At 64.7% G+C, this 15,332-nt stretch carries 16 protein-coding genes; 7 read left to right on the top strand and 9 right to left on the bottom strand.

Features of this window, described 5'->3' with window-relative positions; translation table 11 throughout:
- Positions 1-18 precede the first annotated feature (18 nt).
- The 7 genes from flgK to ACWGS8_RS04860 all read left to right on the top strand — a co-directional run bounded on the left by flgK (position 19) and on the right by ACWGS8_RS04860 (position 5,934).
- Positions 19-1,473, top strand: coding sequence for a flagellar hook-associated protein FlgK (gene flgK / locus ACWGS8_RS04890; protein ID WP_454579851.1), 1,455 nt, complete (start codon positions 19-21; stop codon positions 1,471-1,473).
- Between the two features lie 3 nt (positions 1,474-1,476).
- The gene (locus ACWGS8_RS04885; RefSeq protein ID WP_454579850.1) at positions 1,477-2,520 is read left to right on the top strand and encodes a flagellar hook-associated family protein; all 1,044 of its coding nucleotides are present in this window, start codon (positions 1,477-1,479) and stop codon (positions 2,518-2,520) included.
- 29 nt (positions 2,521-2,549) lie between these two features.
- Positions 2,550-2,897, top strand: a complete 348-nt coding sequence (flaF, locus tag ACWGS8_RS04880; protein WP_010911295.1) for a flagellar biosynthesis regulator FlaF — start codon at positions 2,550-2,552, stop codon at positions 2,895-2,897.
- Entirely contained in the window at positions 2,894-3,337 is a 444-nt protein-coding gene (gene flbT / locus ACWGS8_RS04875; RefSeq protein WP_454579849.1) for a flagellar biosynthesis repressor FlbT, read from the top strand. Before flaF ends, flbT begins: the two co-directional genes overlap by 4 nt.
- Complete coding sequence (gene flgD / locus ACWGS8_RS04870) at positions 3,337-3,744, top strand: flagellar hook assembly protein FlgD (RefSeq protein WP_454579848.1); 408 nt, start codon at positions 3,337-3,339, stop codon at positions 3,742-3,744. Before flbT ends, flgD begins: the two co-directional genes overlap by 1 nt.
- Before the next feature lie 12 nt (positions 3,745-3,756).
- On the top strand, positions 3,757-4,023 hold the full coding sequence (fliQ, locus tag ACWGS8_RS04865; protein ID WP_010911298.1) for a flagellar biosynthesis protein FliQ: 267 nt from the start codon (positions 3,757-3,759) through the stop codon (positions 4,021-4,023).
- Between the two features lie 267 nt (positions 4,024-4,290).
- Positions 4,291-5,934, top strand: a complete 1,644-nt coding sequence (locus ACWGS8_RS04860; protein WP_454579847.1) for an MFS transporter — start codon at positions 4,291-4,293, stop codon at positions 5,932-5,934.
- A 24-nt stretch (positions 5,935-5,958) separates the two neighbouring features.
- Here the strand turns inward: ACWGS8_RS04860 and ACWGS8_RS04855 are convergent, their stop codons facing one another.
- The 9 genes from ACWGS8_RS04855 to ACWGS8_RS04815 form a co-directional block, all read right to left on the bottom strand.
- Positions 5,959-6,327, bottom strand: coding sequence for a cupin domain-containing protein (locus ACWGS8_RS04855; RefSeq protein ID WP_454579846.1), 369 nt, complete (start codon positions 6,325-6,327; stop codon positions 5,959-5,961).
- A gap of 3 nt (positions 6,328-6,330) precedes the next feature.
- Positions 6,331-7,716 (bottom strand): NAD(P)/FAD-dependent oxidoreductase, encoded by a 1,386-nt coding sequence (locus ACWGS8_RS04850; RefSeq protein WP_454579845.1) that lies wholly within the window; start codon positions 7,714-7,716, stop codon positions 6,331-6,333.
- A gap of 20 nt (positions 7,717-7,736) precedes the next feature.
- The gene (locus ACWGS8_RS04845) at positions 7,737-8,852 is read right to left on the bottom strand and encodes an ABC transporter ATP-binding protein (protein ID WP_454579844.1); all 1,116 of its coding nucleotides are present in this window, start codon (positions 8,850-8,852) and stop codon (positions 7,737-7,739) included.
- Positions 8,849-9,646, bottom strand: coding sequence for an ABC transporter permease (locus ACWGS8_RS04840; protein WP_454579843.1), 798 nt, complete (start codon positions 9,644-9,646; stop codon positions 8,849-8,851). The genes ACWGS8_RS04845 and ACWGS8_RS04840 overlap by 4 nt, the downstream gene beginning before the upstream one ends.
- Complete coding sequence (locus tag ACWGS8_RS04835; RefSeq protein ID WP_454579842.1) at positions 9,646-10,530, bottom strand: ABC transporter permease; 885 nt, start codon at positions 10,528-10,530, stop codon at positions 9,646-9,648. The genes ACWGS8_RS04840 and ACWGS8_RS04835 overlap by 1 nt, the downstream gene beginning before the upstream one ends.
- Positions 10,531-10,552: 22 nt before the next feature.
- Entirely contained in the window at positions 10,553-11,629 is a 1,077-nt protein-coding gene (locus ACWGS8_RS04830) for an extracellular solute-binding protein (RefSeq protein ID WP_454579841.1), read from the bottom strand.
- Positions 11,630-11,670: 41 nt separating this feature from the next.
- Positions 11,671-12,330, bottom strand: coding sequence for a helix-turn-helix domain-containing protein (locus ACWGS8_RS04825; protein WP_454579840.1), 660 nt, complete (start codon positions 12,328-12,330; stop codon positions 11,671-11,673).
- Between the two features lie 164 nt (positions 12,331-12,494).
- Complete coding sequence (locus ACWGS8_RS04820) at positions 12,495-14,276, bottom strand: chloride channel protein (RefSeq protein ID WP_454579839.1); 1,782 nt, start codon at positions 14,274-14,276, stop codon at positions 12,495-12,497.
- A gap of 714 nt (positions 14,277-14,990) precedes the next feature.
- Positions 14,991-15,290, bottom strand: a complete 300-nt coding sequence (locus ACWGS8_RS04815) for a putative quinol monooxygenase (protein ID WP_454579838.1) — start codon at positions 15,288-15,290, stop codon at positions 14,991-14,993.
- Positions 15,291-15,332 lie beyond the last annotated feature (42 nt).

Genomic DNA, 15,332 nt, shown 5'->3' with positions numbered 1-15,332 from the left:
GGCCCGTGAAAGACCAGCATGTCGTTATCTTCCGCATTGAGCATCGCACAATCGGCGCTTTTGAGTACCGCGCGTCAGACCAGCGTTGTCACGCGCAACGTCTCGGACGCCTCCAATCCGGACTATGCGCGCCGCATCGCCGTCGTCACCAGCACGGCGCCCGGCGCGCGTTCGGTTGATATCCAGCGCGTCGCCAACGACCTGCTCTTCCGGCAGAATCTCAGTGCCTTGTCGGCCTATAGCGGCCAGAACGCGCTCTACAGCGGCATGGATCAGCTGGACGTGTCGGTCAATGGCGTCGACAATGCTTCTTCACCCTCGACCGCCATCGCCAATCTGCAGAAGGCGCTGCAGCTCTACGCCACTTCGCCGTCCAACCAGAATCTCGGCTCCAGCGTCATCGACGCGGCCAAGCAGGTCGTGCGCTCCCTGAATGAAGGCTCCAAGGCCATTCAGGATTTCCGCACCCAGACCGACGGCCAGATCGACACGGCCGTCAAGGACCTCAACTCGCTGCTCGGTCAGTTCCAGAACGCCAACCAGGCGGTCATTTCCGGAACCCGTTCCGGCACCGATGTTTCCGATGCGCTCGACCAGCGCGACGCGCTGCTGAAGAAGATCGCTGACTATGTTCCGATATCGACCTTCACACGCGGCGACAACGACATGGTCATCACCACGGGTGACGGCACCACGCTGTTCGAGACGATACCGCGCGCGGTGAGCTTCACGCCGGCGGCCGGCTATGCCGCCGGAGCCCCCGGCAACACCATCTATATCGACAATGTGCCGGTCTCGGCGGGAAGCGGCGGCAACACCACCGCCAGCGGCAAGCTTGCCGGCCTGCTGCAGTTGCGCGACGGCGTCGCCTCGACCATGCAAAGCCAGCTCGACGAGACCGCGCGCGGCCTGATCACAGCCTTTGCCGAGACCGCGCCCGCGATGCCCAATGCCGCGGGCCTGTTCACCTGGTCCGGCGCGCCGGCGGTGCCGGCGGCGGGCACGCTGGTCAATGGCCTGGCCGGCACGATCAGCATCAATGCGGCAATGAATCCGAGCACCGGCGGCAATCCGACATTGCTGCGCGACGGCGGCGCCAACGGTGCTGCCTATGTCGCCAACACCACCGGCGGCGCTTCCTATTCCAGCCTCCTGGTTGCCTATGGCGACAGGCTCGACCAGCCGATGACGTTCGACCCCGCCGCCGGCATCTCGGCGACGTCAAGCGTTTCCAACTACGCCGCCAATTCGATCGGCTGGCTGCAGAGCATGCGCCAGCAGGCTTCGACCGCCGCCGACGCGAAGGAAGCGCTGGCGCAGCGCAGCTCCGAGGCGCTATCCAATGCGACCGGCGTCAATGTCGATCAGGAAATGTCGCTGATGCTCGACCTCGAACATACCTATCAGGCATCGGCCCGGATGATGAAGACCGTCGACGACATGCTGACGGCCCTGTTGAACGCGGTGGGATAATCCATGACTTCAGTCTCTTCGGCCGCCCTCACCAACGCCATGCGCTATCAACAGATGCGCATGCAGGCCGACCTCGTCAAAGCCACGAAAGAATCCTCGACCGGCAGGGTCGCCGATGTCGGCCTGGCGCTGGGCGGACGCACCGCCCAGTCCGTCACCTTCTCGCGCGACCTCGACCGGCTGAACGTGATCGTCGATTCCAACGGGCTGGTCACGGCTAGGCTTGCGTCGACGCAGACGTCGCTCGGCCAGCTCTCCGGCGTGGCGCAGACCTTCTTGTCCGCCCTGACCACCGCGTCGTCGGGCGACAACTCCAACAGCCTGACCCAATCGACCGGCCTGACGACCATCCAGCAGCTTACCTCGATCCTCAACACCAGCGTCAACGGCGAATATTTGTTTGCCGGTACCAATACCGACGTCAAGCCGATCAACGATTTCACGGCCGCCGGCTCACCGGCCAAGGCCGCCTTCGACGCCTCCTTCGTCGCCAAATTCGGCTTCACGCCCAACGATCCGGCGGCGGCCAACATCACCGCCGCCCAGATGGACGATTTCGTCACCAACTACGTTGCACCGCAGTTCCTTGGCGCCGGCTGGCAGACCAACATGTCGAACGCCACCGACCAGCAGATCGTCAGCCGCATCGCGCTCAACGAAACCACCGAGACCTCGACCAGCGCCAACAGCGACGGCATCAGGAAGCTCGCCATGGCCGCGGCAATGGTCTCAACCCTGATGTCCACCAACATCAGCCGGGCGGCGAAGGACAGCATCGTCAGCCACTCGCAGACACTGGTCGGCGAGGCGCTGAGCGGCATCGCGCAGGTCCAGTCGGAGACTGGCATCGTGCAGAAGCGCGTCTCCGACGCCAGCGACCGGATGAAGACGCAGATCGATTTGTTCGAACGCCATATCCTCGATCTCGAAGCCGTCGACCCCGCCACGGCCGCCACCAGGGTCGCGGATCTGACACAGCATATCGAGACGTCCTTCGCCCTGACAGCGCGCCTGCAGCAGCTCAGCCTGTTGAAGTACCTGACCTGATAACTTCCAGCGGAACGGTAGAGCCGACGATGTACCAATTCTCCTACGCCGACGTCCAAAGCACCTCCGTCTCGGACGCAAAGGACCGTGAGCGCGAACTCCTGACCCGCTCGATCGACATGCTGTCGGCGGCCGCCGCGGCCGGTCAGGATTCGATGGAGGCGATCGAGGCGCTCAATTTCACCAACCGCGTCTGGACAATCTTCGTCGAGGACCTTGGCTCCAGCGACAATGCGCTTCCCAAGGAACTGCGTGCCAACCTGATTTCCATCGGCCTTTGGCTGCTGCGCGAGGCGGAGGACATCCGCCAGGGCCGCACCAACAATTTCGAAGGGCTGATCGAAGTGTCCCAGATCATCCGCGACGGCATTCAATGACCAACACGCTGAAGATATCGCTCAAGCCCAACGAGAAGATCTACATCAACGGCGCGGTTATCCGCGTCGACCGCAAGGTCACCATCGAACTGATGAACGATGTGCAGTTCCTGCTCGAAGGCCATGTCATCCAGGCCGACCAGGCATCGACGCCACTCAGGCAGCTCTACTTCATCGTGCAGGTCATGCTGATCAACCCGGCCGGCGCCGATGACGCCCGCGAGATGTTCCGCCGCTCGCTGCCGCTGCTCATCGCAAGTTTCGAGGACGCCGAGATCTGCAGGGCCCTGAAGCAGATCGACCGCATGGTCGGCGAAGATCATATCTACGAGGCATTGAAGGCGATCCGTTCGCTCTATCCTCTCGAACGCCGCGCGCTTGGCGGCAATGACGATGTTCCGGGCGCACCGCGCCCACTGGCCGTGGGAGCACGCTACTGATGACCGTGGACATGACGACGACGATACCGGTCGGTGCCAATTCGACCACCAAGTCGACCTCGAAGACAGCTGTCGACTACCAGTCCTTCCTGAAGCTTCTGATCGCCGAGATGAAGAACCAAGATCCGACCAAGCCGATGGATTCGACGCAGTACGTCGCCCAGCTGGCCACCTTCTCGCAGGTCGAGCAATCGGTGCAGAGCAACACCAAGCTCGACCAGATCATGCAGTCCTCGGCGCTGTCGCAGGCCGATGCGATCATCGGCCGCTCGATCACGTCGGCCGACGGCAAGACCACCGGAACAGTGGCTTCGGTAACGCTCGCCAGCAGCGGGCTGATCGCCGTTCTGCAGGATGGCACCAAGGTCCCCGTCGGCCCGGGCGTGTCGATCAAGCCGGCAAGCTAGGCCCACCGCCGCATGAACGAGGCCGACGCTCTCGACATCGTCCAGTACGCGGTGTGGACGGTGCTGACCGCGTCGGCTCCGGTGGTGCTGGTCGCCATGGCGGTCGGCATCGGCATCGCCCTCATCCAGGCGCTGACGCAGATCCAGGAAATCACCCTGACCTTCGTGCCGAAAATCGTCGCCATCATGCTGGTGGTGGCGCTCACCGGCCCGTTCATTGGCGGCCAGATATCGGCCTTCACCAACGTCATCTTCCAGCGCATCCAGAACGGCTTCTGAAGAACGCCGCTGAAAAGCACATTCCGCTTCAAAACGTGAAGGCTCAAAAAGGCGGCTCCAAATATCGGCCGATTTCACAGCGTGCATGCAAGGCATGCCGCGCGGACGAGCTCGGCCCCTCTCAAGCAAAAGCTGGCCCCCCTCTATCCCCTTGTTGGACCATGATCTTGCGCGCATGACGTTCGCCCTTTGCGGCTCGATGCCATAGTTTCGGCAAACGATGCGGAGAAACCGCAAAGATCAGCACGCCGTGGCAGGAACCCATCCATGATTGACGAGAAACCGGATAGCGAAGGCGTTTCGGCGCTGGCGCCGTTCCGGCATGGCATTTTCCGCGCCGTCTGGTCGGCAAGTCTGGTTTCCAATTTCGGTGGCCTGATCCAGGGCGTCGGCGCCGCCTGGATGATGACCACGATCGCCACCTCGCCCTATCAGGTCGCCCTGGTCCAGGCCTCGACCACCTTGCCGATCATGTTGTTCGCGCTTGTCGCCGGCGCCATCGCCGACAGCTTCGACCGGCGCAAGGTGATGCTGGTGGCGCAGACCTTCATGCTGGTCGTTTCGGTGCTCCTCACGGTGTTCACCTATTACAATTTGCTCACGCCCTGGACGCTGCTTGCCTTCACCTTCCTGATCGACAGCGGCACCGCGCTCAACAGTCCGTCCTGGCAGGCGTCCGTCGGCGACATGGTTCCCCGCAACAAGGTGCCCGCGGCCGTTGCGCTGAACTCCATGGGCTTCAACCTGACACGCAGCGTCGGTCCGGCGATCGGCGGCATCATCGTCGCGGCCGCCGGCGCCGCGGCCGCCTTCGCGGCGAACGCAGTGAGCTATATCGGCCTCATCATCGTGATGGCACGCTGGAGGCCGGATGTGCCGGTGTCGACCTTGCCGCGCGAGTCGCTGGGCGCCGCCATGGGTGCCGGCCTGCGCTATGTCGCCATGTCGCCCAACATCGGCAAGGTGCTGGTCAGGGGGGCTGCCTTCGGCTTCAGCGCCGGCGCGGTGCTGGCGCTCTTGCCGCTGGTCGCGCGAGACGTGGTCAAGGGCGATGCCTTGACCTACGGCATCATGCTGGGCGCCTTCGGCATCGGCGCCGTCGGCGGCGCGCTGATCAGCGTGCGGCTGCGGCAGCTGCTTTCCAGCGAGACGATGGTGCGCGGTGCCTTTGCCGGCTTCGCCGTCTGCGCCTTCAATGCCGCGCTCAGCCATCACGCCTGGCAGACCTCGCTCGGCCTGCTGGTGGGCGGCGCCTGCTGGGTGATCGCGCTCTCGCACTTCAATGTCACCGTGCAGATGGCGACGCCGCGCTGGGTGGTCGGCCGGGTTCTGTCGGTCTACCAGACCGCGACCTTCGGCGGCATCGCGCTGGGCAGCTGGATCTGGGGCGTCGTCGCCGATGCGCATGGCGCCGAGACGGCGCTGATCGCCGCCGCCATCGCCATGCTGGCCGGCGGCGCCATCGGCCTTCTCCTGCCGCTGCCGCAGCAGCAGGTGCTGAACCTCGACCCGCTCAACCGCTTCAAGGAGCCGCATCTGGCGCTCGACCTGAAGCCGCGCAGCGGTCCGATCGCCATCATGATCGAATACATCATTCGGCACGAGGACGAGGCGGAATTCCTCGCCACCATGGCCGAGCGCGGCCGCATCCGCCGCCGCGACGGCGCCCGCAACTGGACACTGGCGCGCGATCTCGAAAATCCCTCGATATGGATCGAGCACTACCACACGCCGACCTGGCTCGAATATGTGCGCCACAATGGCCGCATCACCCATGCCGACGCCATGGTCGGCGAGCGCTTGCGGGCGCTGCACAGCGGCGACGAGCCGCCGCGCGTGCGTCGCGTCATCGAGCGTCCGACCACCGCCGGCACAGCGCTCGTGATGGCCAAGGGGCCGATCGAGCACTGATGCTGTCTGGCTGGTATCAGTCGATCAGCCGGCCGACTGGATCATGTAGAGCTTGCGCGTGGTTTCCCGGATGCGCCATTCGCCCTTCCAACCCTGCGGCAGCACGAGAAGGTCGCCAGGCCCCAGTTCGCGCGCCTCGCCGTCGGCGCGGCTCACCTCGACCCGCCCCGAAATGATATGGCAGATCTCCGACGAACCCGTGCGGTCGGCGGTGAAGCGGCCCGGTGTACACTCCCAGATGCCGATATCGACGGTCCCGTCTGGCGATTGGAAAAGCGATCGCACCGCCTCGACCTGATCCCCCTCGATGGAGGTGGGCTTGGGTGAGAACGCGCCGATGTCGGCCTTGGCGAGATCGTGGAAGGTCGAAAGGTCGATCAAATTGGTCTCCATCAATCAGTGGCCCGTAATGCTGTCGGCGAGCGCGGCCAGTTTCGATGTATGCTCAAGCCCGGCGGCTTCGCGCCCGTCGGCGATGCGATAAAGCTGGTACATCGAATGCACGCCGAGCCAGCGGAACGGCTCCGGCTCCCATGGCCTGACCTTGCGGTTGACCCAAGGCAGCTTCGTCAGCTCCGTCTCCCGGCCGAGGATCAGGTCGGCCAGCGTGCGCCCCGAAAGATTGGAGCTCGATACCCCAAGCCCGACATAGCCGCCAGCCCAGCCGATGCGCGTCGCGGGATCAAGGCCAACGGTCGTGCACCAGTCGCGCGGCACGCCGAGCACACCGCACCAGGCGTGCTCGATGCGGCAGTTCGCCGTCTGCGGCAGCAGCGTCGTCAGGATCTGATGCAGCTGGTCGATCGTGGCTTGCTGCGTCTGCCCGTTGACGTCGGTGCGCGAGCCATAGCGATAGGGCACGCCGCGCCCACCCATGGTGATGCGCCCCTCGCGCGTGCGCTGCGCATAGCAATAGGCGTGGGCGGCGTTGCCGAGAAGCTCATGGCCTTCCCAGCCGATCTGGCGCCAGAGCTCCTCGGACAGCGGCTCGGTGACGATCTGCGCGCTGTTGAGCGCCAGCCAGGTCCGCTCCTCGCCGGGAATGCCTGATGTGAACCCCTCTGTCGCGCGGATGATGGTTTCCGCCCGCACCGTGCCGCGGTTCGTCGCCACGCTGCCCTTGGCGATCGCCCTCACTGTCGTCTGTTCATAGATCGCCACGCCCAGGCGCTCGACGGCGGCGGCAAGCCCGCGCACCAGCTTGGCCGGCTGCACCCGCGCCTGGCCGTGGACGACGAAGCCGCCCATGACATTGCGGATGTTGATGCGCGCCCGCGTCGCCGCTTGATCCAGCATTTCGACGCGGTCCGGATCGACATCCCAGTCGCGGATCGTTTCGCATTCCTCGCGCGCACGTTCGAGCTGTGCGGGGTTGGTGGCCACCGTCAGATTGTCAACGCGGCGGATATCGGCATCGATGCCTTCCGCGCTCGCTACCCGGATCACCTCGTCGACGCAGCCCGCCATGGCCGCCTGCATGGCGCTCACCCCTTGCCGGGTCGAGGTCTTGAGATATTTTTCGCGCGACCAGGAGAAGCCGCCCGACAGCCAGCCGCCATTGCGGCCCGAAGCGCCGAAACCGGCGAACTCGCGCTCGATCAGCGCGATGCGCAGCGAGGGCCTCGCCTTCTTCAGATAGTAGGCGGTCCACAGGCCGGTATAGCCGGCGCCGACGATCGCGACATCGGCCTCGATATCGCCGGGCAAGGGTGGCCGGGGCGCGGGAACCCCTCCCAGATCCGCATACCAGAACGATATGTCGCCGTTGCGCTTGGCTTGCATGGAATGACTTTCGGATGGAGTCAGGTAAGGGTGGTATCGGCCGCGCTGTCGTCGGCCAGGAGCTTGGCGTCGGCACCGTCGAAGCAAAGCTCCACCTTGTCGCCAAGCTCGAAGCTTTCGCCGGTCAGCGGCGAGCGCACGATCGCCGTGGAACCGTCGGCGAGCCTGACTTCGTATTTCGATCCCGAGCCGAGATAGATGGCTTCGGCGATCGTCCCCGGCAGCCGGTTGGTGGTGCCTGCCGCGTCCTGGCCGGGCCGGCGGATGGCGAGCTTTTCGGGGCGCAGCAACATGACCGGGCGGGGTTCGCCCGCGATCCGGCGCGGCGCCGTCACCGTCTCGCCGGCAATGCGCAGCGCCGTACTGGCACCGTCGCTTCGCGCCTCTCCGCGCAGCACCGTGGAGTCGCCGATGAAGCGGCCGACGAACAGCGTCGCCGGTTCATCATAGAGTTCGCGGCCGTTGCCGACCTGCTCGATGCGCCCCCGGTTGAACACGGCGATGCGGTCCGACAGGACCAGCGCCTCCTCCTGGTCGTGCGTCACATAGACGAAGGTGGTACCGAGCTCGCGGTGGATGCGCTTGATCTCGAGCTGCAGCCATTCGCGCAGCTTCTTGTCGAGCGCGCCGAGCGGCTCATCCATCAGCAACAGCGGCGGGTCAAAGACAATGGCGCGGGCCAGCGCCACGCGCTGCTGCTGGCCGCCCGACAGTTCGCTGGGATAGCGATGCGCGAAGTCGCCCATCTTGACCATGTCGAGCGCCCTTGCCACGCGCGCCTTTCGCTCTGCCTGGTCGACGCCGCGCAGCGTCAGCGGATAGGCGACGTTGCGGCCGACGCTCATATGCGGAAACAGCGCGTAGTGCTGGAAGACGACGCCGATGTTGCGCCTATGCGCCGGCACGCCGACGACGTTCTTGCCGCCGACCAGCAGCTTGCCGCTCGTCAGATCGGTGAAGCCGGCCACGACATTCAGCGTCGTGGTCTTGCCGGAACCGCTCGGGCCGAGCAGCGTCATGAACTCGCCGGGCTCGATGCGCAGCGACACGCCATCCAGCGCCTTGAAGCCGCCATAGGCCTTGCTGATCGATTCGAGATCGATCGCCGCGCCTTTGCTCTCCTGTCCCGGCTTCATTGGCGTCCTTTACGCTCGCGACCGAGAAGAAGCATGCCGCCGCCGATCAGGATCGTGGTGGCCAAAAGCAGGATCGTGCCGACGGCGGCAACGGTCGGGTCGGCGTCGCGGGTGATGGAGGAGAATATCTGCACGGGCAAGGTCTTGAGATAGGGGTTGGTAATGAACAGCGACACGACGATCTCATCGAAGGAGGTGGCGAAGGCGAAGAGCAGGCCGGACAGGATGCCGGGCAGGATCAGCGGCAGCGTCACCGTGCGGAAAGCGGTCATCGTCCCCGCACCGAGGCTCGCCGCCGCCGTCTCGAGGCGCCTGTCGAACACTCCGAGGCTGGCCGAGACCGCGATCAGCACGAAGGGAAGCGCAAGGATGGTGTGGGCAAGCACGAAGCCAGTCAGCGTTCCGACGAGATGGGCGTCGAGGTAGACGGCGTAGATGCCAATGGCCAGCACCACGCCCGGCACCACCATAGGCGTCAGCATCAGCATCCGCAGCAGGCCGGCCGGCCCGGCCTTCATGCGGTCGAGGCCGAAGGCCGCAAGCGTGCCAAGCACCGTGGCCAGCACCGCCACCACCGAGGCGACCTTGAGCGAATTGAGGAAACTCGCGAACCATTCCGGGCTGGTGGCGAAATTCTGATACCATTGCCAGGAGAAGCCTTGCGGCGGAAAGGCGAGCGATTTGTTTTCGTTGAACGACATCGGCACGACGACCAGCGTCGGCGCCACCAGCCATATCGCCACCAGCAGGCAGACCAGGCCCAAAAGCAGGCGCGTGAGCGGCTTCATCTCCATCAGCTCCGCCCCGCTTCGCGGTACCTGGACCGCATCACCGGCGCCGCGAGCGCCAGCAGCACGAAGGTTGCGACGAGCAGCACCACGCCCATCGCGCCGCCCCTGCCCCATTGCAGCAGGCTGAGAACCTGGGTCTGCACCAGCGTCGACAGCATGGTCGAGCGAGGCCCGCCGAGCAAGGCCGGGGTGATGTAGAAACCCAGCGCCAGGATGAAGACGATGATCGCGCCGGCATAGACGCCCGGCAGCGACAGCGGCAGGTACACCGTGAAGAATGCGCGCGAAGGCCGGGCGCCCAGGCTTTGCGCCGCCCGCATCAGCCTGAGGTCGATGCCTTTCATCACCGAATAGAGCGGCAGGATCATGAACGGCAACAACACCTGCGCCATGCCGATCACCACGCCGGTCTGGGTTCGGATCAGCTTGACGCCGTCGAATCCGGCCGCGCGCAGCAGCGAATTTATGACGCCCGAATCCTGCAGCAGGATCACCCAGGAGAGAGTCCGAACCACCCCGCTCACCCAGAACGGGATCAGCACGCAAAGCACCAGCACCAGCCGGACGCGCGGCCCGACCGCGGTCATCAGATAGGCGTAGGGGTAGGCCGCGATCATGCACACCAGCGTGACCCAGGCCGAGATGGCGAAGGTCCGCTGGAGCACGGTGAGGTTGACCGGCGCGCCGAAGAACCAGGTATAGTTCTGCACGCCCCATTGCGGCTCCGACAGGCTGCGCAGCACGATGGTGAACAACGGATAGCCGATCACCGCGACGAGCAGCACCAGCGCCGGCAGCGCAAGCGCGAACGGCCGCCACGCCCACCCCGGCCGCCCTTCGGCGGCGGGTTGGGCAACGGGTCCGTTTGTCGGGTCCGACGCGCTCACGGCCTGCCTCTCCGACGCTCGCTCAGTTGCCGGCCATCAGCGCCGACCACTTTTCCTGCGCCACCGCGAAGTTCGGGACCCAGAACTTGAAGTTCTGCTTGTAGCCCTGCCTCTGGCGTTCAGGCGTGTTGGTCAGGAAGGCGGAGACGGAAGCGTCGACCTTGGGCTGCGCGTCGCTGTTGATCGGCGTGTAGGATGTCTGCTCCGCCAGGACCTCCTGTGCGTGCTTGCCGAGATAGGCATTGAGCAGCGCGTAGGATGCGTCCGTGTCCTTGACGCCCACCGGAATCGTCATCTGATCCATCACCACCAGCCAGTCCTGCCAGGCCGGCGCGTATTTGGCGCCGTTCTTGACCGCGGTCATGGCGCGGCCCGTCCACATCATCAGCATGTCGGCCTCGCCGGATTCGGCGAGCTGCTGCGATTCAGCGCCGGTCTTCCAGAAGATCGTATCGGGGCCGAGCTTGCGGACCACGTCGATGGCCTTGTCGATATCGGCCACCGTCATCGCCTTCGGATCGCCGCCGGCAACCTTGAACGCCTGTTCGAGCAGGCCGCCCGTCGGGCTGCCGGAGCCGTCGATCCCGCGCACGCCGGGGAATTTTTGCGTGTCGAAGAAGTCGGCCCAGCTCTTGGGCGGGTTATCCTTGTACTTCTCGGTGTTGTACATCAGCACGACGCCGTAGTTCATCGCCGGCACCGAGCATTCGCCGACCTGGCCTTCCGGGATTTTCGAGACGTCGAGCTTCGTCAGATCGAGCTTCTGGAACAGCTTGCCGCAATAGACGTAAGGCGGCAGGTCGTCGGTGTCGACGACGTCCCAGGCCACATTGCCGGACTCGACCTGCGCCTGCAGCTTGGCGATCTCGGTCGGTCCGTCATTGAGCAGCTTGACACCGGACTTGTCGACGAACTCCTTCAGCGCCGCCGCCTGGCCGTCCTGGTAGATGCCGCCATAGGAGACGAACGTCAGGGTCTTGCCCTTGAGCGAGCCTTCCTTCACCTCGCCCGCCACCGGCTTCTCCTGTGCAAAGGCCGCGCCGGCTACAACGCCAAGCGCCAGGATGGCGCCAAGGCCTGCAAATCTCGAATTAAACATCACTCTAACTCTCCCATTCATGCCCGCGTTTTGGATAGGACCTACCTGGCCGCGAGCGGTTTCCAGGCCGTGTATTGTTCGAGTTCGGCGCGCACCGAGGTCGGCGGCGCGATGATCCACATCACTTCGGCTCGGCCACTGCCGATGTTCTCTGAGCGATGCGGCGTCGAGGTCGTGTATTCGATGCTGTCGCCCTCCTCGAGCACGTGGCGCGCCTCGCCGAGCGAGACCTCGACGACCCCGCGCAGCACGACGAGCATCTCGTGCGCGTCGCCATGGGTGTAGCGATCAGGCCCGGTCGAACCGCCAATGTCGAAGTCCCCGACATAGACTTCCATGTCGCTCAGCGGCGGGCGCGACAGCAGCATCTTGCGGCAGCCATCGCTGGGCGGCAGGCTCGGCCGCTCGCTTCGCCTCAGAACGCCGTGGTTTTGCGCCGTGCTTTCCTCGAACAGCATGGCGACGCTGACGCCGAGCGCCGAAGCCATCTGGTTGAGCGAGGCGGTGCTGGCCCCAGTCAGGCCGCGTTCGAGCTGGCTGATGAAACTGGCGCTCGTCCTGGTCGCCTCCGCAAGCTCCCGCAAGGACAGCCTGCGGGCGAGGCGAAGGCTCTTGAGGCGCATGCCGAGCACCTGATGGGCATGCGTCGCTGCCGGTGCGTCGCCCGTCTTTACCGAAGCCTTGTCGGACCCCTTGCGCATGCCGTCTCCTCACCGCACTTAACAAAATGTACAGTACCACTGTACAGGTGACAAGCCACACATCGGCGCCAGCACGGCGGCAATCGCTGGTCCAGCCTGCAGGTCGGGAGGGCACGTGAGTAAGCCGCGCCACCGATTAACAAGGGGACGCGTAGGGAAAAGCCCTATCCTTCGCCCGACAGATCCCGGCGCGCCTTTTCGAGTTCCTCGGCATAGCGCCGCATCAGGTGGCCCTCGGTCAGCAGGCCGAGCACGATGTGGTCGGTGAAATCCTCGACGACCGCCAGTTCCTCGGCGCCGGCGCGCTGGAATGTCTCGGCGGCGGCCTGCACGTTCATGCTGGGCACCAGGACGGCATCCTTGTACTGGGCGAGATCGCGCACCGGCAGCTCGCCGCCGGCGGGATCGCTGTGCAGTTCGGCCACGATCAGCACGCCGACATACTGATCGCCGGGGTCGACGGCGATGACGCGCTGGGCCGAACCGAGCGGGATCTGCTTGCGGAAGTCGGCCAGCGTCGTCGAGGCATCGATGGTCTTGATGTCCTTGCGCATCATCGAGCCGACGGTCAGGCTGCGCATCCAGCCGACATCGTGGGCGCTGCGGATCGTCTCGCCGCGCAGATGGAAGCGCCATGTCGAGAACGAATAGCCGAAGGTTTCGCGCACCAGGATCGCCGCCATGATCGAGGCGGCCAGCACGACGCCGGTGAGTGTCAGGTCTCGGGTCGATTCCAGCGCCAGGAAGGTCATCGTCAGCGGGCCGCCGACGACACCGACGGCAAGCGAGGTCATGCCGACGACAGCGGCAACCGAAGGGTCGATGCCGGTCGCCGGCGAAACCAGCGCCATCACGCCGGCGAATGCCTTGCCAAGCAGCGCACCGAGGAACAGCGAGGCAAAGAACAGGCCGCCCCGAAAGCCCGAGCCCAGCGAGATGGCTGACGCCGCCAGCTTCAGCACGAAGACGCTGGCCACCACGGTCAGCCCATAGTTCATGGCGAATTCGCGGTGCAGCGCGCCATGGCCGCTGGACAGCACCTGCGGCGTGATCAGCCCTAGCAGGCCGACGATGACTCCGCCGATGACGGGGCGCAGCGAGGCATCGACCGACAGCCTGTTGAAACCGCGTTCGATCAGCGTCACCAACTGCATGATAGCGATCGAGGCCGCGCCACCCAGCAGCCCGAGCAAGAGAAACGGCACATACTGGCTGGGGGTCAGTTGCGGCAGCCCCGAAAGCTCCAACGGGAACGGCACGCCGCCGAACATTTCCGCCGTCAGCGAAGCTGAGATCGCGGCCGTCATGACCGGCGCGACATTGGCGACCGAGTAAATGCCGATGACCAGTTCGAAACCGTAGAAGGCGCCGGTCAGCGGCGCGTCGAAAGCGGCGGCGATGGCGCCGGCCGCACCGCAGCCGACCAGGACGCGGACATCGTTGCGGCGCAGCCGGAAGATGCGCGCCAGCCGCGATGCCAAGCCGGATCCGACCTGCGTGTAGCCGGCTTCCAGGCCGACCGAGGCGCCGAAGCCACTGGAGATCATGGTCTGGCCGGCGATGATGAACGTATCGGTCAGCGACATGCGCCCGCCATAGAGCGCGTTGGCCTCGATTGGATCGACCGGAGTGCGGAATTTCCGCAGCCGCAGCCAGATCACCGTCAGCCCGAGCAGGGCGCCGCCGACCGCCGGGATCAGCGCCTGCATGGGATTGGCGAGCGAGAACATGCCGGAAAGCCGGCCGCCGGGTTGAACGCCGAACAACAGCCCGTGCAGATCCTGCACGATCTGGCTCATCGCCGTGACCAGAATGCCCGCCATGACGCCGACGCCGCCAGCCAGCATGACCACGGCGATGCCGCGCGCCTCGAGCAGCGGAATTGACCGTAGCAGCACCGCGCGCAGCCGGCGGGCATAGACTTGTGGCTGGTTTCTGGAAAGCACTCGGGCGGCTCGCCGATATCAAGGGAACGTGGAAGGCTGATACGCCCAGCGATACTGCATGGCAACCGCGATGCCGGCTCCCCACTGCGTGGATCGTTTTCGAACGGTCTAGACGCTTCTTTTGATCAATCCCCGAGCCCAAAGGCACAAGTCGGTCGGTCATCTGAAAATCCGACACCGGATTCGCAGCGATACCCTCCTCCCGTTAGCCTGCGAAATCGACCCAACGCCCGAAAAGTGGTATTTGGTCCGTCTCTATTTCCTCAAGGAGGAGAACATGAGTGCGCGGGGGTTTATTTCGTTAGTGGCTTGCACGCTTTTTTTGAGCTCGTCTGCAATGAGCCACTCAAGCATGGATATGCCGGTTAAGCAGGATATTTCATACTCCATGTCTCTTTTGCCCGGCGGCAATACGGAAAGACAGAGCCGGCCGACAGAAGGATTTCTTCAGCTTGCGCAGCAGGACGTCTGCTGTCCTGGCGGATATCCCTGGTACCGTAATTCAACGAACATGTGTTACGGCAGCTACGAAGATTGCCACGATACCGATGGTGGCGGTTGGTCCTGCAGACAGGTCAACGCCTGCTAGGTGTTCTAGTCTTCGGAGCGCGGCGGGATCGATCTGATGAGCACGGCGCCAAGTCGGCGGGTGTGGATTTCGCTGTGGTTTCTGGAGGGCACCGGAGCAGCTCGGCAGCCCGAAGCCGCAACCGATCAGGCCGGTGTGGGCTCACCGGCTTCATAGAGCACGAGATTGCGCTCGCCGATGCCAAGCGCCGGCCAGTTCGCGCGCCACTCGGCGATGTGCGGCGAGCGGAAATGCGCATCAAGGGCCGCCCTGTCGCGCCACACCTCGATGACCCGGATCAGTCCGTCATCGAGCACGTCAAGCGCATAGGAATATTCGAGGCAGCCATCCTCGGCGCGGCTGCCCGAGATCATGCGCTCCATCACCGGCCTTGCTTCCTCCAGCTTTCCGGCAGGCAAGCGGATCGTGCCGATGATGAGAAGCATGGTGTTCCTTCTGATGGGATCGTCGATCTAGCCACTCTCCCA

The organism is Mesorhizobium sp. 43Arga (genome assembly GCF_053714255.1).
Note: the sequence above shows the minus strand (reverse complement) of the source record. Positions and strands in the feature narration are given on the sequence as shown.